Genomic DNA, 24,846 nt, shown 5'->3' on the forward strand with positions numbered 1-24,846 from the left:
GCTTGTCTTTGGTGCCGACCACGTTGTGCCTGGCGGCGACCCTCCTTTGGAACGCAGCCACTATACCGAAATGGCATGAGCAGCGCCCCATGCCATTTTGGCATGAGGCGCATTGAAAGCGGGAGCACAGGCGGTGAATAAACGATGCAGCGCAGTGATCACACCAGCTCAGCCGGGGCCCTGCAACAGCGCTGGCGGCATCAGGGGCAAGCCGTGACGGAAAACTGCATGCGGAAGAACAGTTGCCACATCGTACTGTGCATCGCGCAGGCACAGGTCCAGCCGCACCTGCCGGCCCGCACGGTCGAGCCGCACGGCGCGCAGGTAGTGGCGCTCCGGGAGCACGGCCGCAGCGGAGCCGGCCATGGCGGCCGAGAACGGTGCGCCCCAGCAGGTGAGCGCGAAGCCCTGCTGTTCCAGCCAATGGCACACGGCAGCAACCAGTCGCGGATCGTCGGGAAGCAACAGATCCGCATCGGCGGGCGCCTGCGACAACGGCAAATCCTGCAGCCAGCGCGCAAAGCTGCCGTAAAGGACGAACCCCGGATGCGCCAACTGCAGCGCTTGCAGTACGGCAAGAGTCTGCTCCGTATCGATGGCGTGCGGCAGATGGCGCGCGATCAGCGCGTATTCGTGCGAACGATTGCTGCGCAGCTGGCCGGGCGTCTCGGACGTACTGGCGCGGTCATAAACCAGGATGCGTTCTTCGACGAAACGGAAGCGGTCCGCCATCAGCCGTGCCAGATCCCAGGCCAGCGGCACGAACTGCTCGCCCACCCGCAGGTTCTCGGCGCACAGCACCAGCCAGCCGCCGGGACGCAAACAGTCGCGCAATGCGCGCAGCAGACGCTCCAGCATGCCGAGGAAAGCGGCGTAGGTCTGGCTGGCGTAAAGCTGTCCAGCGTGCGCGGCGTCGGAGGCGTCCGGCCACTGGCAGCCGAAGTAAGGCACGTTGCTCAACACCAGGTCCACCGGCGGCAGGGAATGCGCGAGCGCCGTGGCATCGCCTTGCAACACTTGCTGTGGCGGACCATCGGCCCCGAGACGCTGCAGCCGCTGGCGCGTCAATGCCACGCGCTGGCCATCTATCTCGATGCCGATGCCCGCGCGGCCCACGCTGTGCGCGGCGACCAGCGTGCTGCCAAATCCGCAGAAGGGATCGAGCACCTTGCCGTCAGGCGGGCACAGGTGCGCAATGAACGGCTGCATCTGCTCCACCCAGCCGCAATCGCGCGCGCCGAAGGGATCGGTCTCGGCCAGCTCCCGTGGCAGGGTCCAGGCCGGGTCCTGCCTGCTGAGGTGCAGCCAGCTGTTGTCGTTCATCACGGGCTCCGCAGCAGCTGCAGCGGCTGCACCGCGCGACTGCGCATGGGGGCGGCACCGGTGGTTTCCAGCAGCACGTGTTGTTCGGGATTCCAGCCGCCGCACAGGCGGCCATTGGCATGGAACACCAGCTTGTAGATGCGTCCGCTGGCATGGCGCGCATGCATGCGCACATAGTCCGAGGCTTCGAAGGTGAGCTGCATGCCGCGCCAGTGCAGCACCACGTTCCAGAAGTAGTAGCCGGAGGTGGCGTGCACCGGTTGCGCTTCGGCGCTCAGTTCCGGATCGGCCAGGCAGGCTGCCAGCAACGCCGCCACATCGATGCGCGCGCCGCCGATGTAGCGGGCCGTCACGTTGTTGCGGTATTGCGGTCCGAGTTGCGAGAACTCGCGCAGGATCACCGCCGTCACACCGCGCTGTTGCGCCCAGCGCAGATAGGCTTTCAGCGCGGGCACGCCATCGATGCCACCCTGCTGCACGATGCACACCAGCTTCACCGGCAACTGCGGCACCAGTTGCGTGAGCGTGGCGTCGATGCCGGCCTGCGTGGCAACCGCCTGTCCGCTGCGAAAACGCATGATGGCCTGATTGGCTTGGGCCTCATGATGGTGGCGCGACAGTTCCACCCAGCCGAGATCGAAGGCCTGCAAGCGCGCGATCAGCTCCGCGCCACGCGGCGTGGCCAGGCCGGCGCCATTGGTGTAGAGCACGCTGCCCTGCACGGGTGACTGGCGCGCGTGCTCCTGCAGGACATCGAGCATGGACAGCATCCAGCCGGCGTCATCGGTGGTCTCCAGTCCCGACAGCGACCACGACAGCGGCAGCCCGCGCAGCGCAGCGAGCGCTTGCCGGAGCTGTGCGCCGTACTGCGGACCGGGTCGTAGCGCTGCTGCGTGCGGGCCGCCATCGTCCAGCGTTTCGGAACAGAAGCGACAGCGCGCCGAGCATGGTTGCGCCGAGGCATAGGGGGTAAAGGTCACGGGCTGGGCGATCTGCACGGTACGCCCGCCGATCTCCCAGCGCCGCCAGCGCCTTGCGTCGTCCTGGTCGGGCTCGCGCCGGATCACGCGTGGCAGGCGGTTTTCCAGCAGCTGCTGCAGGGCGGCGGGCATCAGGTCCGGCAGGGCCGGGCTATCCGGTGCGATGGGATCGACAGCTTCGGGAATGGCCATGATCTCACTCGCTGCCGGTGAGGTTGAGGAAGGTATCGAGGATATGGAAGTGATCGTCGAAGAAGCTCGCCTCCATCGCCGCCAGTTGTGCAATCGGTGTCCACACCGCCTGGGCCGCATCATCGGCGGCCTCGACCTCGGGAAGTTGTTCCAGCCGCAGGTCAAAGTAGTAAGCGTGAGTGATGGTGCGGCCGCGCGCACTGCGGTCGGGGTGATCGAAAATCTTGACGTCCACCAGCGCCTCTTCCAGCGTCACATCCAGCACGGCCAGGTTGGTTTCCTCGGCCAGTTCGCGCAGGGCGGCCTGCATCAGGCGCTCGCGCTGGTCCAGGAAACCGCCGGGGATGGCCCACAGCCCGCGCCCCGGAAAGCCCTTGCGCTGTACCAGCAGCACGTGGTCCGCCGCGCGGATCACGGCATCCACTGTCGTGAAGACCGGCGGATAAGGTGCCGCAGCCCAGGCCGCTTGATACTTGCGCAACTGGCGATGTTCTTCCACCAGGGCGGCGTAATGCGGCAGCAGTGACCAGGCGCGCAGGTAGTGGCGCACGCTGGGCGGCACCATCATGTCGAGAACGTCGAGGCTGACTTCCAGGTCCTCGGCCTCGAACCAGACAGTGCGAATGTCGGTGGCATCGATGTCGCCCGCGCGCGGCAGGGTTTCCAGCTGCCATTGCGGGAAGTGGCGCAGGTAGTAGCTGGAGGCATCCTTGAAGTGCCCGACCAGCAGCACCCTTGCCTGGGGATCGGTCTCGGCCGCGACCAGGCGGCGCACTTCGGCGGACCAGCGGCGATCGTCGTAGTAATCGCGGGTAGCGACGAAGCGCAGGCGTTCGCGCTGGCCCGGCGGCATGGCACCGGCGATCATGGCGGCGCGCTCTTCCCAGGTGAAGGGGTTCTTGGTGTTGCGGGCGTGGAAGGCCGAACCCAGCACCACGATCACCGTGGCCGCGCGCTCCAGCGCGTGATGCAGCAGGTGCAGATGGCCGTTGTGCACGGGCTGGAAGCGGCCGATCACCACGGCGGCATCGTATTGCGGAGTCAGGACGGGCATGCGCTTTCCTTAATTTTTATCAACAGGGTCGAACGGCCGTTCACCTGAATGACGGATGACGGCCAGCGCCTCAATAGCGCACTGCGATCGGAATCTGCCTTCCGCTGCCAAAGGCCCGGGCGCGCACCCGGATCACTGGCGGCGACTGGCGGCGCTTGTATTCGTTGCGCGCCACCATGCGGCAGATGCGTTCGACCAGTGCTGCCCCGGTTTCGGTTCCGCTGAGCTGTTCGACTGCGCGGCTTGCCGCAAGGGCTTCATCGGCAGGAAGGCGGCTGCCTTCGATGTGCCACTTGAGAATCTCGTCCAGCACCTCGTAAGGCGGCAGGCTGTCGGTATCGCGCTGGTCCGGGGCCAGTTCGGCCGAGGGGGCCTTGTCGATGATGGCCGCGGGGATGATCTCGCGGCCGGCCTGCGCATTGAGGTGGCGCGCCAGGGCATAAACCTCGGTCTTGTAGAGATCGCCGATCAGGCCCAGCCCCCCGTTGGTATCGCCATACAGGGTGCAGTAGCCGACCGAGATCTCGCTCTTGTTGCCGGTGGTCAGCAGGAGCGCGTCATAGCCGTTGGAATATTCCATGAGGATGGCACCGCGCACGCGGGCCTGCAGGTTTTCCAGCGGCAGCCCGCGCAGGGGTGCGCCGAAGGCCTTGGCAAAACCGTCCTCGAACTCGCGCACCAGATCGGAAATGGGATGGCGGAACAGCGTCACGCCCAGCGCCTGGCACAGCGTTTCGGAATCATCGACCGAACCGGTGCTGGAGAACATCGACGGCATGGTCACCGCCACCACGTTCTGCGCACCCAGCGCCTCCACGGCCAGCGCGATGGTGAGCGCCGAATCGATGCCACCGGAACAACCGACCACCACCTTGCCGAAGCCGCAACGGCGCGCATAGTCGCGCAGGCCCAGCAGGATCTGGCGGCGCTGGAATTCGGGCGTGGCCAGGGTCTGGTCTGCGCGGACCGGTTCGCCCACACCGTCGCTGCGCAGGAAGCGTTCGCTCTCGAAGGCGATGACCTGGAAATCCTCGGCCAGGCGCGCCGCCTCGAAGGCCAGTCCCTGCAGCGGCGACATGGCGAAGGAGCCGCCGTCATACACCAGCTGGTCCTGCCCGCCCACCTGGTTGACGTAGAGCAGCGCCATCTGACGGCGCAGGCAGGCGGCCTGGAACAGCGCGTGGCGCTGGCTGCGCTTGCCCACATCCGACGGACTGGCATTGATGGAGACCACCAGTTGCGCATCGGCCTGGGCCAGCTTCTCGAAGGGATTGACGCGATAGCTGCGCAGGTCGTCGTTCCAGCCATCCTCGCAGATCAGGAAGCCGACCCGCATGCCCTTGACCGGCAACACGCAGGCCGTCTCCGGACCGGCCTCGAAATGGCGGCCATCATCGAAGACGCCATACACCGGCAGCAACTGCTTGTGATACTCGGCCACGATCACACCCTCGCGCACCGCCAGCAGGGCATTGAAGAGCGGCTTGCCGGGGCCGGGATTGCGGCGCGGCGCGCCGATCACGGCTGTCAGTCCGGGCAGGCTGCGGGTGGCGTCGATGACCGATTGCAAAGTCTGTTCGGCCTGCGCCAGGAAGCGTGCTTCTTCCAGCAAATCGCCGGGGTAGTAGCCGCAGACCGAGAGTTCTGGAAAGACCACCAGGTCGGCACCGGCCCGGGCGGCGCGCTGCAGGGCATCGAGGTGAAGCGCCAGGTTGCCGGTGAAGTCACCGATGGTGGGATTGCATTGGGCGATGGCGATGCGAAGCATGATGCATCCTTTCTGCCGCCGCAGCGGCTCAGGCAGGGGTGGCCGGCGCAGCGATGCCGAACAGCTGGCGCAGGTAGGCCAGGAAAGTTTCATCCTTGCACAAAGTCTTGCCCGGCGAATCGGACAGCTTGGCCACGGCCTGGCCATTGCAGGACGACAGCTTCATGACGATGTTCAGCGGCGCGATGCCGGTGTCGTTGCTGAGGTTGGTGCCGATGCCGAAACCGGTCATGGCACGGTCGGAAAAATGACGATACAGACGCAGCGCCTGCGGCAGGTCCAGTCCATCGGAGAACACCAGGCGCTTGGTGTTGGCATCCAGGCGCAGCTTGCGATAGTGCGCCAGCGCCTTCTCGCCCCATTCGAAGGGATCACCGGAGTCGTGCCGCAGGCCATCGAAGAGCTTGGCGAAATACAGGTCGAAGTCGGCCAGGAAGGCATCCATGCCGACCACGTCGGTCAGGGCCACGCCGAGGTCGCCGCGGTATTCCTGCACCCAGTCTTCCAGTGCGGCCTTCTGGAAATCACGCAGCCGCACGCCGAAGGATTGATAGGACTGCAGGTATTCGTGGGCCATGGTGCCGATCGGCACCAGTTGATACTTCTTGGCGAGCCAGACGTTGGAGGTGCCCTTGAAATACTGCGGGACCTCGCGCGCCAGCGTCGCCACCACTTCCTCCTGCCACGCTCCGCTGTAGCGGCGGCGCACGCCGAAGTCGAAGAACTCGAAGGGATGGCGGCCTGGCGCTTCAGCGGCGAAGGCGTGCAGGAGTGCGAGCTTGTCCTGCAGGCGGCGGCGCGCTTCTGCCCCGGCCGCTGGCGTGCCGATCCGGCGGAAATAGAGTTCGTTGACGATGTAGAGCACGAAGATTTCGAAGCCCATCACATGCACCTGCGGACCGCGCGCCACGATGCACAGGCGCTCGCCCTCGGTGCTGACCTCGATGAACTTGCGCTGGAAGCGGAACAGCGCGAGGAAATCGATGAAGTCGCTCTTCATGTAGCGCAACTGCGCCAGATAGGCCAGTTCATCACTGCTGAAGCGCAGGCTGCACAGGTGATCCAGCTCGCGCTCCACCTCTTCTTTCAATTCGGCCAGCGGGAATTGCGGCTGGTTGCGGCACACGAAGGTGTATTCGGCCTGGGCACCCGGATGGCTGTGCAGCAGCGCCTGCCACATGGTGAACTTGTAGAGATCGGTTTCCAGCAGACTGCGAACGACGGGTGCCATGATGGGGCACTCCTTTCAGACGTTGATGGGGTCAGGCGTTGGCTTGCAGTTCCTGCAGCACCTGCTCCGAAGTGGCCAGGCGCACGCCAGCCTGTGACATGGCCGCCAGGAAGTCCCGGTACTGCGCCTCGAAGCCGGCCACCGGACTCATGCAATCGGTCACCAATACCAGCCGGGCACGGCCGGCGGCATCGAGGTTGGCGGCGATGTGCTCGGTGGTGGCGCGCACGCAGTGGCTGCCCGCCTCGCCGGTGATGTAGACGGTATCGGCCTGCGCCAGGGTGGCGATGAAGCCACGGTTGAGCTGGGTGGCCGGATCGTCGTCATCCGGCACTTCGGCCATCACTGCGGAATAGTGCTCGGTCCAAGGGTTGCTGCCCTTGCCCAGCTTGGTGACCACGCCCAGCGTGCGTTCTTCCCAGCGGTTGTAGGCGGCACGCACATCGGCGTGGACCGCCCCGCCCCAGCTGCCGATCTCGCAGTGCACCGGCCAGACCATGAGGCGATAGCGTCCGGCGGTTTCCAGGGCATCGAGATAGGCCAGTGCGCGCGGCAATGCTTGCGGATCGCGTGGCAGGTAAGTGCCGGCACGGACCTGCGCGGCCTCAATCTGGGTGAAAGGCGTGACCGCCGCACCATCGGCTTGCTGCCAGAACGTGGGATGGGCGATGTCCAGCCTGTGGTGGGCGTCGAGGGTGATGCTGATGGCCGACAGGCCGGTACCGCCCTGGTCGATCAGACGCGCCACGCGTTGCAGGTCGGCATGGCTGCCCGCCACCGGCAGCGCTGGTTGCAGTATCCCGCCGGTAGCCGGGTCCACCGGCAGCCAGTCCGTCGGCAGGTCGCAGAAATCGTTTTGCGGATCGATCACGAGGAGATGCAGGGAGCGCTTCATGGTGTCCACCTTTCGGAATGCGTCGGGTTACGGTAAGGCCAGTGTAGACCACTTAATTTAATTTTGCAACTAACAAAGATTTCGTGAATTTTCTAGATTGGCGCTTTAAATATGGCTTGCAGGTCATCCGTGATTCGAATCGCAACAAATAGATTCACAATGACACTAAGTACCTTTAGACTTCCCGGACTTGGACAAGGCGAGGAGAAAAATGGATCCGGTGATCTGCACAGTGGATGTGGCGTTGCTCACGCTCACGGCCGAGGGGCTGGAAGTGGCGCTGCTCAAGCGCGAACATGCGCCCTTCAAGGGGGTGGCGGCGCTGCCCGGCGGCTACATTCATGCGCGCACTGACGTCGATGCGCGCGATGCCGCGCGCCGCGTGCTGCTGGACAAGACCGGCATCGCCGCGCCCTATCTGGAACAACTGGCCACCTTCTCCGGTGCGGCGCGTGATCCGCGCGGCTGGTCGATCTCGATCGCGTATTACGCGCTGGTACCGGCCAGCACCATCGCCCAGGCCGAGCGGGACGAGGTCCGCCTGCACAGCGTGGACCGCCTGCCGCCGCTGCCCTTCGATCATGGCGACATCATCGGCACCGCCGTCTCGCGCCTGCGCAGCAAGAGCCAGTATTCGTCGCTGCCCTGCCATCTGCTGGGCGATGTCTTCACCTTGCCGCAGTTGCAGCGGGTCTATGAAGTGCTGATGGGCGAGAGCATCAACAAGGTGAGTTTCCGCCGCAAGATGACCGAGATGGACATGCTCGATCCGGTGGACGGACAGTTCGAGAGCGGGGCGCATCGTCCGGCGCAGCTGTATCGCCTGAAGCCCGCCTTTCGTGAAGAGTTGCAGTTGCTGGAGCGCGGGCTTTGAGGATGGCCAGCTGCATTGTGATCGGCCAGTACGAAGGAAAGCGGCGCACACCGGATGAACTAGTCATATAACGTTGGCCAGTGACCTTGCTCCTTGGAGGCCCGGGTCCGGTTTCGCGCCGCCCCCGGGCCTTTGTTTCAAGTTGAATCTTTGCCTGGGGTGCCAGCTGATACAGGCTGGGCCAGGACCATTGCCGGGCAGGCTGCCCCTTGGTCGCATCTTCAGCATTTCGTAGCTGCAGCCGTCATCCGGAAGTTGCCAGTTTCCACATGGAAACACTACAATGCGGGCCAGTGTTGCATCAGGGAGGGATACTTGATGAGCACAGGATCTTCGCATGCCCAAAGCATCCCCGGGTCTGGAACAGCGGCTTCCGGACCATCCTTGCGCCCGCATTCTGCGGCGGGCTTTTCCGTATCACCCCGTCTCCCAAAATGAACCGTTAGTCAACCAGCTTGACGACGGCGAGGGCTTGTCACCCGGCTTCGCGCTTGCTCTTGCGCGCTTGGCCGATCAGACCTGGATTGAATTCAACGACCTGCCCTGCAACCCGGTCGATAAGACGCGGGACGCAGTGTCATGACGACCAAGGGCGTCATCCTCGAACAGGCTGACAGGTCGTTCACGCACATCGCGCCGCACGGTGGCGGCGCCAACGCAGCCATCAAGGCAGAGACTGCGGCCGAGAAAACGTTTTGGCAGAAGTCCAGTCCTTGGGTACACGGCGTGCTGGGCGTGGCCAGTTTCGTTCCGGGCTTGTCGGTCATCACGGGGGCGATCGACGCGGCCATCTATACCGCCGAGGGCGATTACGTTGAAGCGGGGATTGCTGCGGCGAGCATGATACCGGGCGGCAAGGTGGTCACGACGGCAGGCAAGGTAGCCAAGCGCGCAGTGAGCGCGGCAAGAGTCGCCAAGGGAGCGCGTGAAGCTGAAGAAGCGCTCAAGGCTGCCAAGGCCGCTAAAGAAGCGCAGGAAAACGCCAAGGTGGCGAGGGATGTCAATGCAGCGACGGCTGCCCAAGGAGGCGGCGGAGGCAGGAGGGGCGGCAAAGATACCACGATCAAGGGAAGGAAGAAGGGGCCTTGTGATCATCTCCGACAGGGAAGTGGCAAAGGGCCATATCGAGGGGGAGCACACGGCAAGACGAGCAAGCCAAGGAACGATGGAAAAGATTCGCATCACATGCCGGCTGATGATTTCAGCCCGTTGAAGCGCGACGAAGGACCGGCCATTCAAATGGACCCTACCGACCATACAAAGACTTCAAGCAACGGTTCTTCCCATAAAGCGATCCTCTATCGAATGAAAGTCGAAAATCTCCTAAAGAACAAACAATGGCGAGATGCCATGGTCATTGAAATAAGGGATGTGCGACAAATAGCTAAGAAGCTGGGGCACCAGCGAAAATATAACGAAGCAATGCTAGAAATGTTGGAATACTTTAAGTGCCTTGAACAGCACGGCTTATTACCTTAGGAGATCAAGTATGGAGGAACACATCATCATGTCGTACGTCGGCGTCGGACCGCTCAGATTTGGAATGACTCGCGACGAGGTTCATCAACTGATAGGCGATCCTTTATCTATCGATAAAAGCTGGTGCTCCGAGGAGTTGACAGAATATTGGAGCAACAACGGTTTGCAACTAACCTATTCGGAAATGGATGAAACACTGTTGGAAATCAGCTTGTACCCCAATCTCCAAAATGTCCAACTGAATGGACTTAACTTGTTCGAGGTTCCGGGCACGCATGCATTTAAGGTTCTGCATGATTGGGACAATGCACCGCTAACAATAGCTGGCGTGAGTATCTTTCTCAAACTCGGATTAGCAGTGAATGGATTTTTTCACGACGATGACGGAGCCAAGTCGGCAACGGCTTTCGCAAAAGGAAGATGGGATGAGTGGCCACCAAAAGAAAAATGAAGCCTTATCTTCCGAGACTTTTGCAAAATAAATGGATCGTCCAAGGGAAAAAGGCTATGGAATTCGCGAATATAAAAAAATTATTCCCTATGTCGGAGCTGACGACGATTTAGCGGGACCGTTCATGAATTTCAAATTGGAGCCTTGCCGTGGCAAGGGAATGAGATGAGAGACCAAGACTTTGAGCATTTTATTAGTAACTTTGGCGAGGCTACCAAGAGCTCGCCGGTTCCCCCTGCAAGCCTTGAAAAATGGCGCGGCAAGCTGCCCGATCAGTTATTGAAATACTGGGAGCAAGAAGGATGGTGCGAATATGCGAATGGCCTCTTTTGTACAGTTGACCCCGATGACTACGAAGCCCTCGTTGATGAGTGGCTAGCCGACACAGGATTAGATGAAATTGATGCGTTCCACGTAATTGCAAGGACTGCATTTGGCAAACTCTATCTGTGTGGCGAGAAAACCGGGTGCAGCACCACGATTCATTGTGCGCTCAATATGATCACTGCTCTCCAGAATGAATTGAAAATAAAAACTAAGGAACGCCAGGATTCTTCAGTCCGTTCGCTCTTTTTGTTCAGTGAGCGGGCCAATCTTGACATGGACGATGAGAACGGCCAGCCGCTCTTCGAACGCGCCAGAGCCAAACTAGGCCCGCTTGAGCCGCATGAAATATATGGATTCGAGCCCGCTATCGTATTAGGAGGAAAAATTTGCCTAGAAAATTTAGCCAAGATGAATGCCCACGTGCACCTGACGATTCTCCACCAATTCGCAGAGCCAGAATTGCCATTCGCGGGGATCGATATTGAAAAGCTGCTCAATTCTTGAACATGCAGCCATTCGTCAATGGCGCCGCCTCCGCATTGGGACGAATCACACTGAGCGAATGTCCAAAAACCATCCATTGACAACAGCCCTCACCCCGAAAAACGCCATCGGCATCGGCGCCAAAAACCAAAACGGCGCACCCACAGTGGGTGCGCCGCTTTTTTTCATGTCGAAATTCTTGAGCCAGGCTCAGGCACAGCAATTGCCGCCGCTATCGGCACAGCGTTCACGGCGCTGCAATTCACGGCGGTGGCGCACACGTTGCGAGACGCGATAGACGGCGCGCTGGGTCAGCATCATGGACAGGGTGCTCAAGCTGAACTCGGCGGCAATGAGCAAACCGACCAGAGCGGCAAATTGCAGGTAGATCCGTGGATACACGGAAAGACTACGCGAGAACAGTTGATGCAGCATGATGAATTCCTCTTTCTTGTTTTACGTGCCGGGGGTTCTGCTACACACCAGTGACGATGCAGCGAACCGCGATGCGTGGCCGGTCATGCCGGTCCACGCATCGGATCACCCTGCATCAGGCACCAGCGTAGGTCGAATCGGCAACGCTGCCGGCGGTTTGCACGGCGCTCTTGGCAGCAGCGTTGCTGACGGCCGGGAACACCGAGTCAGGCTGGTTGGCGATGCCTTGTGCCTGGGCGCGGACCAGGTCGGCCTTCACGGCAGCGCGGGTGGTGTGCGAGACGAAAGGCTTGTCAACCGGGTATTGGGCTTCAGCGAAAGCGAAGGACGAAGCGGACAGGGCCAGGACGGCGGCGATAATGGTCTTTGCGGACATGATGTTTCTCCTTGAATGCGTTACGTTAAGTGGACTTCAGTCGGGTTGATTTCTGTTCAGTGATGCGTGGCGCCGGGATGTCGTTCGGCTCACGCCACTCACTCTCTAGAACCGCATCGTTTCTTGCGTTGCGATGTCGTTCATCGATGGACTGAAGTCTACGGAAGAGCGCTCAGGAGAAAAACCACGCTGGAAAGAATTGAGTGTTCCGGGTTCTGGAACAATCGCCATTGCCTATCGAGCCGATAGTCCGAAAGTGATACAAAGCCGCGCCATCAGGTCCACTGGCGCTGATTCGCGCGCAGGGGCTGGGTGTATTCCTCGTGCTGGACCTGCTTTGCTACCGGACGCGCAGGGCCGGTCTCGGCACGCACGCGCACCTCGGGCGCGCAGGTCTGCGAGGACATCTGCAGCGCAGGCTGCAGCTGGCGCGGCGGACGGACCACCGGTGGCAAACGTCCACCCGCGAGCGTTTTACGCAAGCGCTTGCGCATCGGATCTTCAGTTTGCTCAAGCTGGCGGGCAGGCTGGCCGGTTCTGGATTGGTCGGTAGCTGGCATGATTCGGTTCTCCCATCTTGTGGCGGGCACGTTGGCTGCCTTCATTGTCGGGGAGCAGTATCACGCCGGAGGACCGGGCGGTTAAGCGGACAACGGCTCTGCCTGCTGTAGGAAAGCAGGCAGAGCCGCAGCTGACGACAGCGCCGAATGCGCCCGGATCAGAAGTGATGGTCGTAGCGGATCTGGAGCTTGCTGTTCTCGGCCCGGTTGCGCACGGCGAATTCCTGGTACACGTTGAAGAACAGCAGGTCGCGCTCGGACAACCTCACCATCGCCGCTGGACCGAGTCCGACCACGCGCTCGCGCCGCCCGCCCACATCGCTGCCGTTGACCTTGGTATCGGTGATCTGCTGCAGCCAGTAGCCGGCCGCGCCGATGGTCAGCGCCGGATTGAGCACGTACTCGGCCGAGAAGTTGGCATGCACCGCCTGCCCCGCCTGCGTGGAGCTGACGTTGTTGCCGAAAGCCGCATTGGGCGAGTTGTTGCGGGCATTCCAGAGATAGTGCAGACGCCAGCTGAAACTCAGGTTCTGGCTGGCCCACAGCGTACCGGCCCAATAGGGATCGAAGGACCAGGTATTGCTCCCCGGATTGACGGTGGCATTGCGGTCATAGGCCCCGGTCGGCAGGATGAACTGCAGCTCGAACCGCTGCGAATAAAGCGGCCCTTGCGCCCCCATGACGGGATCGTACTGCACAGACACGCCGGCGCTGATGTCGCCAATGCCGGTATTGCCGCGAAGGATGGCATTGTTGGCACCATCGTCCACCTTGGCATTGGCCACCCACGGCACCAGCACCTGGAAGCCCAGTTGCTTGTTGCCGAATTTGGCCCCCGGTGGCACGTAGATGAACTGGCTGATGGGGGCGAACACGCTGATGTCCTGGGTGGCAGGAAAGCCCAGCCGGTTGCCGTTGTTGTCCACCAGTTTGGTGGCCTTGGTGTAGGTGAGGTATTCGACGAAGTAAAAGCCGGGACCGCCGGGCAGCGGTGCGCCGTCGAAGAAACTGGTCCCGCCCATGTTGACGGCGGGCTGGTCGTAGGCGCTGGCCAGCGCGGGCAGCAGGCTCAGGCTCAGTGCCAGCCGCGCCGCGCGCCGGCGGGCGGGCTGTCGGTGCTCTCTCATGGTGTCTCCTTGTATTGTTATCGAATGGGTCGCTTGCCGTGCGTCGGATTCAGAGATAGGTCGAGGCCAGTCCGCCATCGACCGGCAGGTTCACGCCATTGATCCAGCGGCTGCCGTCATCGCACAGCCAGACGATGGCTGCAGCGATCTCGTCCGGATAGGCCGGACGCTTCATGCGATGGGCATCCTTCTGCACGCGGTCCTGCCCGAGCATGGTCACGAAATCGCCCAGGATGGGCGTGAGCACCGGGCCCGGCGCAACGCTGTTCATGCGGACCGAATGCTTCAGGAACCAGGGCTGGGCCTGGGCCATGCTCCAGACGATGAGCGCTTCCTTGAAATACTGGTAGCAGCGCTCCTGCGGCACCGGATGCTGCGCCAGCCACTCGGCCCCCGCCGCGAAGCCGGCGGTCTGCGCCAGCGCCTTGTGCTGGTCCAGCCGCTGCGGCCATTCGGCACCGAGGATGGAAGCCACGTTGACGATGGCGCTGCCCGGCGGCATGCGGCGAATCAGCAGCTCGGTGAGATGGCGCAAGCCGAGATAGTTCACGCGTGCAACCAAGTCCGCCGGGACCGTGCCGGGCACACCGGCGATATTGCACAGGCCATCGATCTTCTCGGGCAATTGCGCGGCGGCGTCATGGATGGCATCGGCGGTGGAGAGATCGGCCTGCACGAAACCCTCCACGCTGATGATCGGTGCATTGCGATCCACCCCGATCACGCGGGCCCCCTGGACCCGCAGCAGCCGGGCGGTCTCGGCACCGATGCCGGAAGAAACGCCGGTAACGACGATGGTCTTGTCTTGCAGTGTCATGCTGGTCTCCTTGAATAATATCGTTTGGTTTTTTTACAGCGGCACGCATGCGACGGAGTCAGAAGGGATACGGCGTGGCCTGCTCCTTGACGGTGATCCACTTCCATTGCGTGTACTCTTCCCAGTCGGCCGGCCCGCCCACGCTGGTGCCGTTGCCGGCGATGCCGGGACCACCGAAGGGGTTCACGCATTCGTCATTGACGGTCTGGTCATTGACGTGGACCATGCCTTGGCGCAACCGTCCCGCCACCCGCATGGCGCGGGCCAGCGAACCGGAGATCACGCCGGCGGCCAGTCCGCCCTGGTTCTGGTTGGCCAGGGTGATGGCTTCTTCCTCGGAATCCACCGTGATGACGCTGGCCACCGGACCAAAGATTTCTTCATCAAATACGCGCATGCCGGGCCGCACGCCGGACAGCACCGTCGGCTGATAGAACAAACCTTCATAGGAACCTCCAGCCAGCAAGCGTGCGCCGGCCGCCACGCTGTCCTGCACCAGCCCGTGCACGCGCTGCAGCTGGCGCGCATCGATCAGCGGGCCCAGCGCCACCTGGCCGCTGGCCCCATCGCCCACGGGCAGGTGACGCGCCTTGTCCACCAGGCGCTCCAGCAGACCCGCTGCCTGCGAGGCATGGACCAGGATGCGATTGGCTGCCATGCAGATCTGCCCCTGATGCAGCCACGCGCCCCAGGCCGCGTTGCTGGCGGCGACGTCGAGGTCGGCATCGTCGAGGATCACCAGCGCATTGGCCCCGCCCAGTTCCAGCGAGACCTTCTTGAGATGGCGTCCGGCCAGCTCGCCGATGCGGCGGCCCACGGCGGGCGAACCGGTGAAAGCGATCATCGGCACCTGCGGTGCCGTCACCAGCGCCTCGCCGGCCTCCGCGCCACCGGGCAGCACGTGCAGCAGACCGGCCGGCAAACCCGCTTCCTCAAAGATGCGCGCCAGCATGAAGCCACCGGACACGGGCGTGCGCACATCCGGCTTGACCACCACCGCATTGCCAGCCGCCAGCGCCGGCGCCACCGTGCGCAAGGTCAGGATCAGCGGGAAATTGAAAGGCGAGATCACCCCGATCACGCCCAGTGGCGCACGTCTGGCGATGCTCAGGCGACCCGGCGCGCTGGGCAGCAACTGTCCCTGCGCCTGCAGCGGCATGCCGGCCGCGAGGTGGCACAGGGTGATCGCTTCGCGCACCTCATGTTCGCCCTTGAAGAGCACGCCGCCGGTCTCGCGCGCCACCATGCGCGCGAGCTCATCGAAGTGCTGCTGGAACAGGTTGCCCGCGCGACGGAAGATCTCGGCACGCTCACGCGGCGGCACCGCCACCCATTCGGCCTGAGCGGCCACGGCGGCCTGGACGGAGATGGCCACGTCATCCGCGCCGGCCAGTCCGACCTCGGTCAACGGTGCGCCGGTGGCCGGTTCGATGACGGTGGTGCCGTGTGCGGTTTCTTCCCAGCGGCCACGGAACAGGTGGCGTTGCCAGCGGGCAGGATCGAGCAAGGGGGTGGATGGGGCGGACATGCAGGTCTCCTTTGTAATGGCCGGTGAATCCGGATCGGCAGCCATTCTGCAAAGCCTGTGCCACCGCGCTGCGCGCCATCCCATGCGGCTTCGCAGCAAGCTCATCCATCCGCGACGGGGACGGCCAGAGCGGGTTTCAGGGAGAGATTTTTGCTGCGATGGAGCGGCGTTCTTGACGCACTGCAGCTTGCGCATTTGCGCAAATTCGCCAACCATCAGCCCACTGAATTTCATCATTTGATGAACCGGGCCCGCGCCCGTCCCGCTTGTCCCTTTCCGCCAGGAGTTCGCCCATGCCGCCATCCCAGCGTATTTCCCTTGCCGAGATGGTACGCAGCCAGGGCAGCGCCGCCGCCCCGGTGCAGCTGAGTTCGGCCAGCACCGACCGCTGGAGCGTGGATGCCCATCCGACCCTGTCGGACCTGGGCGAATGCCTGTTCTTCTCGCCCGGCGACGGCCGCATCTGGCTCAATGACCAGCGCATGCTGCTCATCCACAGCCGCAGCATGGGGACGCTGCGGCGCGAGCTGATCGACAATCTCGGCATCGACAAGGCGCGCGGCCTGCTGACCCGCGCCGGCTACATCTCCGGCGCGCGCGATGCGCAGCTGGTGCGCGAACGCTGGCCCGAGGCCGATCCCTCCACCATCCTCATGGCCGGCACTCGGCTGCATACGCTGGAGGGGGTGGTGAAGGTGATCCCGGTCAGCTTCAGCTATGACCCCGACAGCGGCCGCTACGAGGGCGAATTCCTGTGGCACAACTCCAGCGAAGCCGATGAACACCTGGCCGCCTACGGCGTCGCCACCGCGCCCTCGTGCTGGCAGCAGATCGGCTATGCCATCGGTTATGTCAGCACGCTGCTGGGACATCTGGTGATCTTCCGCGAAGTGGAATGCCGCGCCATGGGCACGCCGCATTGCCGCGTGATCGGCAAGTCGGCCGAACTGTGGAGCGATGCCGAAGACGACCTGCGCTACCTCAATGCCCAGGACTTCGTCGGCAGCGGCATGCTGGCCACCGATGGCGAAGCCGCCGCCAACAGCCACAGCGGGCTCAGCGCCGAGGCGGCGGAAGCCATGGAGGCTGATCTGACGCGCGCGCTGGTAGGCACTTCCTCGGCCTTCAACGCCGCCTGCCATCTGCTGAACCGGGTGGCACCGACGGATGCGACGGTGCTCTTCACGGGCGAGTCGGGCGTGGGCAAGGAGCGCTTTGCACGCATGCTGCACCAGATCGGCCGCCGCGAACGCCAGCCCTTCGTGGCCATCAATTGCGCCGCCATTCCCGAGACGCTGATCGAGACCGAACTGTTTGGCGTCGAACGCGGTGCCTATACCGGGGCCACGCAATCCCGCGCGGGCCGCTTCGAACTGGCCGACGGCGGTACGCTGTTCCTTGATGAAGTGGGGACCTTGAGCCTGGTGGCGCAAGGCAAGCTGCTGCGGGTGCTGCAGGAGGGTGAATTCGAGCGCGTCGGTTCGACCCGTCCGCTCAAGGTCAAGGTACGGGTGGTGGCCGCGACCAATGAGGACCTGGCGGTGGCGGTAAGGGAGGGGCGCTTCCGGCAAGACCTGTTCTTCCGCCTCAACGTGTTCCCGATCCACCTGCCGCCGCTGCGCGAGCGGCGCGACGACATTCCGCTGTTGATGAATCACTTCCTCAAGTTCTACGGGCAACGCCACGGGATAGCGGTACGCGGGTTCACGCAGCGTGCGGTGCAGGCGCTGCTCAACTACAGCTTCCCCGGCAACATCCGCGAACTGCAGAACCTGATCGAGCGCGGCGTGATCCTGGCGCAGGGGCATCCGCTGGATTTGCCGCATATGTTCATCAGCGGCGAGACGCTCAATGACGAGGTGCTGTCGCTGGCCCTGCAGGGCGAAGGGGAAGGCGAGACCGGCACGCTCGCCGGGCGCCAGGGCCAGCGCAGCAAGGAAGCTTCACATCAGCCTGAAGGCAGCCTGCTGGAGACGGTGCAGCAATGGCGCGGCGGCCGCAAGGAGGAAGGTGATGCGCTCTCCCTGCCCGCGCTGGAGCAGACCCTGATCGCCGAGGCCATCGAACGGGCCGGTGGCAACCTGTCGGCGGCGGCACGCCTGCTTGGCATCACGCGGGCGCAGCTGGCGTACCGGCAGCAGAAGCGGGAAAGTTAGGGAATGTGCGGGCATCTCCTGGCAGGCAGGAGACCAGACGAAGAGCGTCAGGCGACATTCTTGTAGGGACTGGGACGGTCGGCCTCATCGGCCACGATCTGCATCTCGCCGATGCGGTTGCGCAGTTCTTCCCAGGGATGGATGGGCAGGTCCTTGTCGAGATGTTCGGATTGCCTGCGCGCGGACAGATCTTCCACCTCCTGCATCACGCGGTCCTGCCAGCGGTGTTCGAGCGCGATGAACAATGCAATGGCCGCCACCAGCCCGACCGAACAGATGGCCAGAGCGGCATAGATGGCGTACTGCATGATGGTATCGAACCAGTCCATGTCCTCCCCGTCCTCGTTGTTTGATGGCAATACGGCGATGGTAGCTTGCGGATGGGTTGACGCCCATCAGGAAATGACTGAGGCACCCCCGGCCACACGTCACCCAGCTCATCCACAGGAACCCGCGCTGCCAGCGGGCGGTCTGCCGTTCAGGCGCAGGCTGCACGGTGCGCCTCGTCTCGCACACGGAGCCCTCGATGATTGCCACCCCATCCGCCACCATCCCTGCCCGCCTCGACCGCCTGCCGTGGTCACGCTGGCATTGGCGCGTGGTCATCGCCTTGGGCGTGGCCTGGGTGCTGGACGGGCTGGAAGTCACGCTGGTCGGCTCGCTGGGCAGCGTGCTGGAGCGCAGCGATACGCTGGCGCTCGATGCGGCGCAGGTCGGCTGGACCGGCTCGCTCTACATCGCCGGTACCGTACTGGGCGCGCTGGTCTTCGGCCGCCTCACCGACCGGCTGGGACGCAAGCGGCTCTTCATGCTCACGCTGATGCTGTACATGGCGGCGACACTGGCCACCGCCTTTGCGCAGGATTTCCTGTTCCTGGCGCTGTGCCGCTTCGTGACTGGCCTTGGCATCGGCGGCGAATACGCGGCCATCAATTCCGCCATTGATGAGCTGGTACCCGCGCGCGTGCGCGGACGGGTCAATCTCATCATCAACGCCAGTTTCTGGATCGGGGCGGCACTGGGTGCCGGGCTGTCGCTGGTGATCCTCGATCCGCAGGTGATGGGTGCGGCACTGGGCTGGCGCGCCTGCTTCCTGCTCGGGGCCGTGCTGGCGGTGGCGGTGCTGCTGGTGCGGCGCCATGTGCCGGAGAGTCCGCGCTGGCTGCTCATGCACGGCCGCCACGCCGAAGCCGAAGACGTGGTGCGCCGGATCGAAGCGGAGGTCGAGCAGCAACATGGCCCCCTGCCCGCCGTGGAACACGCCGCGAGCGCATCGACCCAAAGTGGCACAGCAGGCAGCGGCATGCTGCCCTGGCACGAGATCGCCCACGTGCTGCTGCATCGCTATCGCCAGCGCAGCGTGATGGTGGCCCTGATGATGGTGGCGCAGGCCTTTGTCTACAACGCCATCTTCTTTACCTACTCGCTGGTGCTCACGCGCTTCTTCCAGGTGCCGGACCATCGCGTGGCGCTCTACATCTTCCCGTTTGCGCTGGGCAATGTGCTCGGGCCGCTGCTGTTGGGCCATCTGTTCGACAGCATCGGCCGTCGCCGCATGATTGCGGCCACTTACCTGCTCTCCGGTGCAGGATTGGCCGCCACGGCCTGGGCCTTCAATGCCGGGATGCTGGATGCGCGTTCACTGGCGCTGTGCTGGAGCGCAGTATTCTTCGTGGCCTCGGCGGCGGCCAGCTCGGCCTACCTGACGGCCAGCGAGGTATTCCCGCTGCGCATGCGTGCCATGGCCATTTCGATTTTCTATGCCATCGGGACCGGCGTGGGCGGATTCATCGCGCCGGTGCTGCTGGGCTGGCTCATCGCCAGCGGTGACCGCCATGCAGTGGCAGCGGGCTATGCGCTGGGCGCATGCCTGGCGCTGCTGGCCGGGGTGTGCGCGCTGCGCTTTGCGGTGGATGCGGAACGGCGCACGCTGGAAGAAGTGGCGGAATGGAAATCCTGAATGCCTGAGCTGATGACGATGCTGTTCAGTCATCAGCCAGGCTTATGACAGGATTTTTTCCGCAATGCCCGCCCCCAGCGGTGCCAGCAAAGCCTGCAATTCCTCTTCGCCGAACTTGATGGTGGCGGTGTCATCGCGGCCCAGCATGCCCTCGGCCAGCGCCGACTTGCGCGTTTGCAGTTCGAGCAGGCGCTCTTCGATACTCCCCTCGATGACCAGCTTGTAGACGAATACCTGGCGCGTCTGCCCCAGCCGGTGCGCGCGGGCAATGGCCTGCTCTTCCACGGCCGGGTTCCACCAGGGATCGGCCAGCACCACGGTATCGGCAGCCGTCAGGTTCAAGCCAACGCCACCCACCTTCAGGCTCACCAGCATCAGCGGCACTTCACCTTGCTGGAAGCGGGCGATCACACCGCTGCGGGCGGCTGGTTCGGTGTCGCCGGTGAGCATCAGGCAGGGCAGGTGCAGCGCCTGCAGTTCCGCTTCGATCAGGGTCAACATGCTGGTGAATTGCGAGAACAGCAGGATGCGCCGCCCCTCCTCCACCAGCGCGGGCAAGGTATCGCGCAGCCACTCGATCTTGGCGCGCTCCAGTCCACGCGGCATGCGGCCCTGCTTCAGCAGGTAGGGATCGCAGCAGACCTGGCGCAACTTGAGCAGCGCATCCATTACCGACACCTGGCTGCTGCCCAGGCCGCGCCGTTCCAGCGCGCGGCGGACCTGCTTGTCGGCGGCGATGCGCACGCTCTCGTAGAGCTCGCGCTGGCGGCCCTGCAGTTGCAGGCGTTCGATGATCTCGATGCGGGCCGGCAGCTCCTGCAGCACATCCTGTTTGCGCCGGCGCAGGATGAAGGGGCGCACGCGCTGGGCCAGCAGGCGCGCGCGCACGGTTTCTCCCTGTTGCTCGATGGGCTTGCGCCAGAGCCGCGCGAAGCTGCGCGCATCCCCGAGGAAGCCCGGCATGAGGAAATGGAACTGGCTCCACAATTCGCCGAGATGGTTTTCCAGCGGCGTGCCGGTCATGCAAAGCCGATGACGTGCGTGCAGTCGGCGCGCAGCGGCAGTGCTGCGGGCAGCGGCATTCTTGATGGTCTGCGCCTCGTCCAGCACCAGCAGGTGAAAGCGCAGCGACAGCAGCAGGTCGAGATCGCGCCACAGCAGCGGATAGGTGGTCAGCACCAGGTCGGCCTGTCCCTGCGCAATGGCGCTGACATGGCGCGCGCGGTCCTCGCCATGCAGCACCTCCACGCGCAGGGCCGGGGCGATGCGCTGCGCTTCCTGCTGCCAGTTGAACAGCAGCGAGGTCGGCACCACCACCAGCGCGGGCAGGTCGAGCCGGCCGGCCTGTCGTTCGATGAGCAGATGCGCCAGCACCTGCGCCGTTTTGCCCAGGCCCATGTCGTCAGCCAGGATGCCGGCCAGGCCGTGCTGGCGCAGGTACTGCATCCAGGCCACACCCTGCAGCTGGTAACCGCGCAAGGTCAGGCCCAATCCTGCCGGGGGTGCCACCGGTTGAACGCTGCCGGCGGCACGCAGCCGCTGTGCCAGTTGCAGCACGCCGGCAGCGCCGCTCATGTGCCACGGCGCACCGCCTTCCAGCAGCTGGAGATCGGCCTGCAGGCTGTGCAGGCGATGGGCATCCCAGGGCGAGAGCTGGAGCGGTCCGTCCTTGCGCTTGAGGTCCACCAGCAGATCCAGCAAGGACAGCACCACCGCCTTGAGCGGACCGGCCATGGCATCGATGCGGCGGCCGCCCGGTGCACGCAGCGAGATCACGGCATGCGGATCCATGCGCTCCACCTGTTGCGCATCGGCCCAGCGCGGGTCGCGCCGCAACAGGTCGGCTACCATCGGTGCCACATCTAGGGTCTGGCCATCGACCTCGATGCCCATAGCCAGCAGCCAGCGACCACTGGGGTCGAGGCCGTCGAAGATCTCGCTGGAGAAGGCGCGCGGCTGCAGGGGCGCGGCCACCTCGCGCGCGCTGAGCTCACCGGTCTGGCTGCTGACGATGAAGCGCCACGCCGTGACCGGCACACTCTCATGCGCAAACCCCGGACGCACGCGCAAGATCCAGCCCTGCTGCTGCAGACGCGGGGCCTGGTCGGCCCAGAAGTCGCCGAAGGCGTCTTCCAGCATCAGCGTCCAGAGCGGTCCGGCGTCATGCAGGGGATTCTCGGCACGCCATTGCAAGGCATCCTCACGCAAGGGCAGCAGGCCCATCTCGCGAATGCTCTCCAGTGCCGCGGCCTCGGCGGCGTGGTTGCGCGTGACATGCGCCGGCGTGTAACCGGCTTCGTCATCGGGGTGACCCACAAGGGCCGGCACACTCCAGCGCTGCGCGCCCTCACCATAGACCCAGTCGATCTGCGCCACCGTCACCATGCCGCCACGCGGCCCGAACAGCCCGTGCGCGCGCATGCCCAGCAAGCCCTCACCACGGGTGAGTGTCTGCAGGGTCAGGCGGGGGTGGAATGCACTGGAGGAATGCGAAGCAGGCATGCGGCCGATGAAAAACGGGGAAGCGGCCATTGTAGGGCGCTTCAGGCCGGGTGTGCAGGAACGCGGGGAAACTGGCTGGGGTCATGCGCATGCGCTCAGCGCATGCCAGCGATGGGAGGCTTACTTCGCCGGCGGCGTGATGCAGAAGTCCAGCATGCCGAACGGCGTGCGGCCTTCACCGGTAGCCCATACCCACACGGCCCAGCACAGCAGGCCGCACACCAGCAGCAGGGCCAGCAGGATGTGCAGTCCGGATGCCTTGCGCAGGAAGCCTTCGACGCGGTCAAACAGGGCTGTCATGGGAATAGGTACAAAAATGGAATAACTCGGGAGCCTTCATTGTAGCCAAGCCCCCGGGCCGATGAAATGGGACAAATTGCCGCAGTGTCAGGCTGGCAATATCCTTGCGGGGCCGCTTGGCCGGGGCTCTGTTACCCTAGCGCATTCTTCTCAAGGCGTTCGCCACCATGACCACTGCCCTGCTCATCATCGACGTCCAGCAAGCCCTGTGCACCGGCCCTGAAGCCGTCGACAACGGCGACACCACAATCGCCAACATCAACCTGCTCTCGGCCCATGCACGTGCGGCAGGCGCGCCGGTGATCTTCGTGCAGCACGAAGATAGCGGCAGCTTGCAGCACGACAGTGCCGGATGGCAACTTGCGGACGGGCTGCATCATCAGGCCGATGACCTCTACCTGCGCAAGCGCGGATCGGATGCGTTCCACCAGACGTCACTGGAATCGCAGCTGCGCGAACGTGGCGTGACACGATTGGTGATCTGCGGCATGCAGACCGAGTTCTGCGTGGAATCCACCGTGCGTCGCGCACTGGCGCTGGGCTTTCCGGTAACGCTGGCGGCAGGGGCACACACCACCGCACCGAACGGTGTGTTGCCGGTGGATCAGGTGGTGGCCCATCATCAGGCCACGCTGGCCAATCTGGGGGCGTATGGCGTGCGCACCACCATCGCGGCAGCCGCCGATATCGCTTTCTGAGGCAGGCCCTCAGAAGCGCTGCGGACTGAACGGTGCCAGATCGATTTCCGGCACCTCCCCCGCCAGCAACTGCGCGGCGATGCGTCCGGTGCGTGCCGAGCAACCCAGGCCGATGTGGCCGTGGCCATAGGCATGGATGATGTCGGCACTGGCGCTGGCCGGTCCGATGCAGGGCATGCCGTCGGGCGTGCTGGGGCGGCGGCCCAGCCAGTATTTCACGTCCTCCGCTGGCAGCGTGCGCGGCAGGCCGGGGAAGAGTTTCAGGGCGATGTCGCGCATGATCTCGCCGCGCCGCCAGTCCGGTGCCGCCTCGAAGGAGGCGAATTCGACCTGGCCAGCGATGCGCAAGCCGGTTTCCATCTGCGTGGCGATGACCTTGAATTCGGACACCATCATCGGCGTGCGCGCTCGCGCCTCCTGGTCGTGCCCGCCAATGACGGCGTGATAGCCGCGCTCGCTCTCCAGCTGCACCTGATCGCCAGCGGCAGCCGCCAGCGCCTTTGAGCGCGCACCGGCGCAGATGACGGCGGCATCGCAGGCGATCTCGCCCTGTTCGGTCAGCACGGCCTTCAAGCGTCCCTGCTCCACGCGGAAACCCGTGGCCCGGCCCTCGACGCGGCTTGCACCGCGTGCCAGGGCATGCGCCTGCAAGGCCTGCAGATACGCCGCAGGATTGCGGCAATGACCGGCCTCGTCGACCTGGACCGCAAAGCCGAAGGCCGGATCCAGATCCGGTTCGCGTTCACGCAGTGCCGCGCCTTCCACCTCCTGCCACTGGATGCCCAGCTCGCGACGCACACCCCAGCCGAACGCATCATTGTCGAAATGCTGGCGCGAACGGTAGACGTGCAGCACGCCCGAGGTATCGATCAGGTGCGCCACACCGGCGCGCTGCGCCACCTCCAGATGCAGGCGGCGGGCATCGGCCACCAGCGTGCGCAAGGCGCGTGCGGTGGTGCGGATGCGATCACGGCGCGCGCTGGCAAGGTTGCGCAGCAGCCAGGGCGTCAGGCGCGGCAGGTAGCGCCAGCGGATCGACAGGGGACCGAGCGGATCCATCAGATAGCCGGGGACTTTCTTCCACATCCCCGGCTCCACCGGCGGGATCACCGAATGCGAGGAGAGCCAGCCGGCATTGCCATAGCTGGACGCCTCCTCGCTGCCGGCCGGATTGAAATCCAGCAGGGTCACCTGCAAGCCCTGGTCCAGCGCGTGGATGGCAGTCATGAGACCGACGGCACCGGTGCCGATGATCACGGCATGGCGGGGAAAGGCTATGGCGGAGGAAGTGGACATGGCGGGATGTGCGATGCAAAGCAGCATGATACGA

Annotated in this window: 24 protein-coding genes; 8 read left to right on the forward strand and 16 right to left on the reverse strand. The window is 64.1% G+C overall.

Features of this window, described 5'->3' with window-relative positions:
• Window positions 1-168: 168 nt before the first annotated feature.
• From ACWFUC_RS03545 to ACWFUC_RS03570, 6 genes are all read right to left on the reverse strand, one after another.
• Window positions 169-1,323 (reverse strand): TRM11 family SAM-dependent methyltransferase, encoded by a 1,155-nt coding sequence (locus ACWFUC_RS03545; RefSeq protein WP_489624120.1) that lies wholly within the window; start codon window positions 1,321-1,323, stop codon window positions 169-171.
• Entirely contained in the window at window positions 1,323-2,495 is a 1,173-nt protein-coding gene (locus ACWFUC_RS03550; RefSeq protein ID WP_489624121.1) for a hypothetical protein, read from the reverse strand. Before ACWFUC_RS03550 ends, ACWFUC_RS03545 begins: the two co-directional genes overlap by 1 nt.
• Before the next feature lie 4 nt (window positions 2,496-2,499).
• Window positions 2,500-3,549, reverse strand: a complete 1,050-nt coding sequence (locus tag ACWFUC_RS03555) for a bifunctional nicotinamide-nucleotide adenylyltransferase/Nudix hydroxylase (RefSeq protein ID WP_489624122.1) — start codon at window positions 3,547-3,549, stop codon at window positions 2,500-2,502.
• 70 nt (window positions 3,550-3,619) lie between these two features.
• Window positions 3,620-5,317: an NAD+ synthase gene (locus ACWFUC_RS03560; RefSeq protein ID WP_489637443.1), complete on the reverse strand. Its 1,698-nt coding sequence runs from the start codon at window positions 5,315-5,317 to the stop codon at window positions 3,620-3,622.
• Window positions 5,318-5,345: 28 nt separating this feature from the next.
• Window positions 5,346-6,548, reverse strand: a complete 1,203-nt coding sequence (gene pncB / locus ACWFUC_RS03565) for a nicotinate phosphoribosyltransferase (RefSeq protein WP_134223836.1) — start codon at window positions 6,546-6,548, stop codon at window positions 5,346-5,348.
• 31 nt (window positions 6,549-6,579) lie between these two features.
• Window positions 6,580-7,443, reverse strand: a complete 864-nt coding sequence (locus tag ACWFUC_RS03570; RefSeq protein ID WP_489624124.1) for a cysteine hydrolase family protein — start codon at window positions 7,441-7,443, stop codon at window positions 6,580-6,582.
• A gap of 211 nt (window positions 7,444-7,654) precedes the next feature.
• On the opposite strand from ACWFUC_RS03570, the gene ACWFUC_RS03575 reads away from it, so the two are divergent.
• The 5 genes from ACWFUC_RS03575 (at window position 7,655) to ACWFUC_RS03595 (ending at window position 11,078) form a co-directional block, all read left to right on the forward strand.
• Window positions 7,655-8,317 (forward strand): NUDIX hydrolase, encoded by a 663-nt coding sequence (locus tag ACWFUC_RS03575; protein ID WP_034333177.1) that lies wholly within the window; start codon window positions 7,655-7,657, stop codon window positions 8,315-8,317.
• A gap of 337 nt (window positions 8,318-8,654) precedes the next feature.
• Window positions 8,655-8,900, forward strand: a complete 246-nt coding sequence (locus ACWFUC_RS03580) for a hypothetical protein (RefSeq protein ID WP_489624125.1) — start codon at window positions 8,655-8,657, stop codon at window positions 8,898-8,900.
• On the forward strand, window positions 8,897-9,796 hold the full coding sequence (locus ACWFUC_RS03585) for a hypothetical protein (RefSeq protein WP_489624126.1): 900 nt from the start codon (window positions 8,897-8,899) through the stop codon (window positions 9,794-9,796). The genes ACWFUC_RS03580 and ACWFUC_RS03585 overlap by 4 nt, the downstream gene beginning before the upstream one ends.
• Window positions 9,797-9,806: 10 nt before the next feature.
• Entirely contained in the window at window positions 9,807-10,247 is a 441-nt protein-coding gene (locus ACWFUC_RS03590; RefSeq protein WP_489624127.1) for a hypothetical protein, read from the forward strand.
• Between the two features lie 165 nt (window positions 10,248-10,412).
• Window positions 10,413-11,078: a GAD-like domain-containing protein gene (locus ACWFUC_RS03595; protein ID WP_489624128.1), complete on the forward strand. Its 666-nt coding sequence runs from the start codon at window positions 10,413-10,415 to the stop codon at window positions 11,076-11,078.
• A gap of 189 nt (window positions 11,079-11,267) precedes the next feature.
• Here ACWFUC_RS03595 and ACWFUC_RS03600 read toward each other — a convergent pair whose 3' ends face one another.
• The 6 genes from ACWFUC_RS03600 to ACWFUC_RS03625 form a co-directional block, all read right to left on the reverse strand.
• Window positions 11,268-11,492: a hypothetical protein gene (locus tag ACWFUC_RS03600; RefSeq protein ID WP_121041128.1), complete on the reverse strand. Its 225-nt coding sequence runs from the start codon at window positions 11,490-11,492 to the stop codon at window positions 11,268-11,270.
• Window positions 11,493-11,607: 115 nt separating this feature from the next.
• Window positions 11,608-11,868 (reverse strand): DUF4148 domain-containing protein, encoded by a 261-nt coding sequence (locus ACWFUC_RS03605; protein ID WP_489624129.1) that lies wholly within the window; start codon window positions 11,866-11,868, stop codon window positions 11,608-11,610.
• Window positions 11,869-12,143: 275 nt separating this feature from the next.
• Window positions 12,144-12,428 (reverse strand): hypothetical protein, encoded by a 285-nt coding sequence (locus ACWFUC_RS03610; protein WP_489624130.1) that lies wholly within the window; start codon window positions 12,426-12,428, stop codon window positions 12,144-12,146.
• Between the two features lie 158 nt (window positions 12,429-12,586).
• On the reverse strand, window positions 12,587-13,555 hold the full coding sequence (locus ACWFUC_RS03615) for a SphA family protein (RefSeq protein ID WP_489624131.1): 969 nt from the start codon (window positions 13,553-13,555) through the stop codon (window positions 12,587-12,589).
• A 49-nt stretch (window positions 13,556-13,604) separates the two neighbouring features.
• Complete coding sequence (locus tag ACWFUC_RS03620) at window positions 13,605-14,372, reverse strand: coniferyl-alcohol dehydrogenase (RefSeq protein ID WP_489624132.1); 768 nt, start codon at window positions 14,370-14,372, stop codon at window positions 13,605-13,607.
• 58 nt (window positions 14,373-14,430) lie between these two features.
• Window positions 14,431-15,900 (reverse strand): benzaldehyde dehydrogenase, encoded by a 1,470-nt coding sequence (locus tag ACWFUC_RS03625; RefSeq protein WP_489624133.1) that lies wholly within the window; start codon window positions 15,898-15,900, stop codon window positions 14,431-14,433.
• Window positions 15,901-16,193: 293 nt separating this feature from the next.
• Here ACWFUC_RS03625 and ACWFUC_RS03630 point away from each other — a divergent pair, with 293 nt between their 5' ends.
• Window positions 16,194-18,056, forward strand: coding sequence for a sigma 54-interacting transcriptional regulator (locus ACWFUC_RS03630; protein ID WP_489624134.1), 1,863 nt, complete (start codon window positions 16,194-16,196; stop codon window positions 18,054-18,056).
• A gap of 47 nt (window positions 18,057-18,103) precedes the next feature.
• Here the strand turns inward: ACWFUC_RS03630 and ACWFUC_RS03635 are convergent, their stop codons facing one another.
• The gene (locus ACWFUC_RS03635; protein ID WP_121041139.1) at window positions 18,104-18,385 is read right to left on the reverse strand and encodes a hypothetical protein; all 282 of its coding nucleotides are present in this window, start codon (window positions 18,383-18,385) and stop codon (window positions 18,104-18,106) included.
• Window positions 18,386-18,582: 197 nt separating this feature from the next.
• Between ACWFUC_RS03635 and ACWFUC_RS03640 the strand changes: the two genes are divergently transcribed.
• Window positions 18,583-20,016: an MFS transporter gene (locus tag ACWFUC_RS03640; RefSeq protein WP_489624135.1), complete on the forward strand. Its 1,434-nt coding sequence runs from the start codon at window positions 18,583-18,585 to the stop codon at window positions 20,014-20,016.
• 42 nt (window positions 20,017-20,058) lie between these two features.
• Here the strand turns inward: ACWFUC_RS03640 and ACWFUC_RS03645 are convergent, their stop codons facing one another.
• A complete protein-coding gene (locus ACWFUC_RS03645) occupies window positions 20,059-22,548 on the reverse strand; it encodes a DEAD/DEAH box helicase (protein ID WP_489637444.1) in 2,490 nt (829 codons plus the stop codon).
• A gap of 90 nt (window positions 22,549-22,638) precedes the next feature.
• Window positions 22,639-22,818 carry a hypothetical protein gene (locus ACWFUC_RS03650; RefSeq protein ID WP_034331740.1) on the reverse strand — a complete coding sequence of 60 codons (180 nt, stop codon included), beginning with the start codon at window positions 22,816-22,818 and terminating at the stop codon, window positions 22,639-22,641.
• Window positions 22,819-22,985: 167 nt separating this feature from the next.
• Here ACWFUC_RS03650 and ACWFUC_RS03655 point away from each other — a divergent pair, with 167 nt between their 5' ends.
• On the forward strand, window positions 22,986-23,516 hold the full coding sequence (locus ACWFUC_RS03655) for a cysteine hydrolase family protein (RefSeq protein WP_209569502.1): 531 nt from the start codon (window positions 22,986-22,988) through the stop codon (window positions 23,514-23,516).
• A 9-nt stretch (window positions 23,517-23,525) separates the two neighbouring features.
• Here ACWFUC_RS03655 and ACWFUC_RS03660 read toward each other — a convergent pair whose 3' ends face one another.
• On the reverse strand, window positions 23,526-24,812 hold the full coding sequence (locus ACWFUC_RS03660) for an NAD(P)/FAD-dependent oxidoreductase (RefSeq protein WP_489624137.1): 1,287 nt from the start codon (window positions 24,810-24,812) through the stop codon (window positions 23,526-23,528).
• Window positions 24,813-24,846 lie beyond the last annotated feature (34 nt).

The organism is Herbaspirillum sp. Her4 (genome assembly GCF_057961335.1).

Excerpts from the sequence above, each read along its gene's own strand:
- ACWFUC_RS03545 (WP_489624120.1), bottom strand. The coding sequence starts at position 1,323 with ATGAACGACAACAGCTGGCTGCACCTCAGCAGGCAGGACCCGGCCTGG.
- ACWFUC_RS03550 (WP_489624121.1), bottom strand. The coding sequence starts at position 2,495 with ATGGCCATTCCCGAAGCTGTCGATCCCATCGCACCGGATAGCCCGGCC.
- ACWFUC_RS03555 (WP_489624122.1), bottom strand. The coding sequence starts at position 3,549 with ATGCCCGTCCTGACTCCGCAATACGATGCCGCCGTGGTGATCGGCCGC.
- ACWFUC_RS03560 (WP_489637443.1), bottom strand. The coding sequence starts at position 5,317 with ATGCTTCGCATCGCCATCGCCCAATGCAATCCCACCATCGGTGACTTC.
- pncB (WP_134223836.1), bottom strand. The coding sequence starts at position 6,548 with ATGGCACCCGTCGTTCGCAGTCTGCTGGAAACCGATCTCTACAAGTTC.
- ACWFUC_RS03570 (WP_489624124.1), bottom strand. The coding sequence starts at position 7,443 with ATGAAGCGCTCCCTGCATCTCCTCGTGATCGATCCGCAAAACGATTTC.
- ACWFUC_RS03575 (WP_034333177.1), top strand. The coding sequence starts at position 7,655 with ATGGATCCGGTGATCTGCACAGTGGATGTGGCGTTGCTCACGCTCACG.
- ACWFUC_RS03580 (WP_489624125.1), top strand. The coding sequence starts at position 8,655 with ATGCCCAAAGCATCCCCGGGTCTGGAACAGCGGCTTCCGGACCATCCT.
- ACWFUC_RS03585 (WP_489624126.1), top strand. The coding sequence starts at position 8,897 with ATGACGACCAAGGGCGTCATCCTCGAACAGGCTGACAGGTCGTTCACG.
- ACWFUC_RS03590 (WP_489624127.1), top strand. The coding sequence starts at position 9,807 with ATGGAGGAACACATCATCATGTCGTACGTCGGCGTCGGACCGCTCAGA.
- ACWFUC_RS03595 (WP_489624128.1), top strand. The coding sequence starts at position 10,413 with ATGAGAGACCAAGACTTTGAGCATTTTATTAGTAACTTTGGCGAGGCT.
- ACWFUC_RS03600 (WP_121041128.1), bottom strand. The coding sequence starts at position 11,492 with ATGCTGCATCAACTGTTCTCGCGTAGTCTTTCCGTGTATCCACGGATC.
- ACWFUC_RS03605 (WP_489624129.1), bottom strand. The coding sequence starts at position 11,868 with ATGTCCGCAAAGACCATTATCGCCGCCGTCCTGGCCCTGTCCGCTTCG.
- ACWFUC_RS03610 (WP_489624130.1), bottom strand. The coding sequence starts at position 12,428 with ATGCCAGCTACCGACCAATCCAGAACCGGCCAGCCTGCCCGCCAGCTT.
- ACWFUC_RS03615 (WP_489624131.1), bottom strand. The coding sequence starts at position 13,555 with ATGAGAGAGCACCGACAGCCCGCCCGCCGGCGCGCGGCGCGGCTGGCA.
- ACWFUC_RS03620 (WP_489624132.1), bottom strand. The coding sequence starts at position 14,372 with ATGACACTGCAAGACAAGACCATCGTCGTTACCGGCGTTTCTTCCGGC.
- ACWFUC_RS03625 (WP_489624133.1), bottom strand. The coding sequence starts at position 15,900 with ATGTCCGCCCCATCCACCCCCTTGCTCGATCCTGCCCGCTGGCAACGC.
- ACWFUC_RS03630 (WP_489624134.1), top strand. The coding sequence starts at position 16,194 with ATGCCGCCATCCCAGCGTATTTCCCTTGCCGAGATGGTACGCAGCCAG.
- ACWFUC_RS03635 (WP_121041139.1), bottom strand. The coding sequence starts at position 18,385 with ATGGACTGGTTCGATACCATCATGCAGTACGCCATCTATGCCGCTCTG.
- ACWFUC_RS03640 (WP_489624135.1), top strand. The coding sequence starts at position 18,583 with ATGATTGCCACCCCATCCGCCACCATCCCTGCCCGCCTCGACCGCCTG.
- ACWFUC_RS03645 (WP_489637444.1), bottom strand. The coding sequence starts at position 22,548 with ATGGCCGCTTCCCCGTTTTTCATCGGCCGCATGCCTGCTTCGCATTCC.
- ACWFUC_RS03650 (WP_034331740.1), bottom strand. The coding sequence starts at position 22,818 with ATGACAGCCCTGTTTGACCGCGTCGAAGGCTTCCTGCGCAAGGCATCC.
- ACWFUC_RS03655 (WP_209569502.1), top strand. The coding sequence starts at position 22,986 with ATGACCACTGCCCTGCTCATCATCGACGTCCAGCAAGCCCTGTGCACC.
- ACWFUC_RS03660 (WP_489624137.1), bottom strand. The coding sequence starts at position 24,812 with ATGTCCACTTCCTCCGCCATAGCCTTTCCCCGCCATGCCGTGATCATC.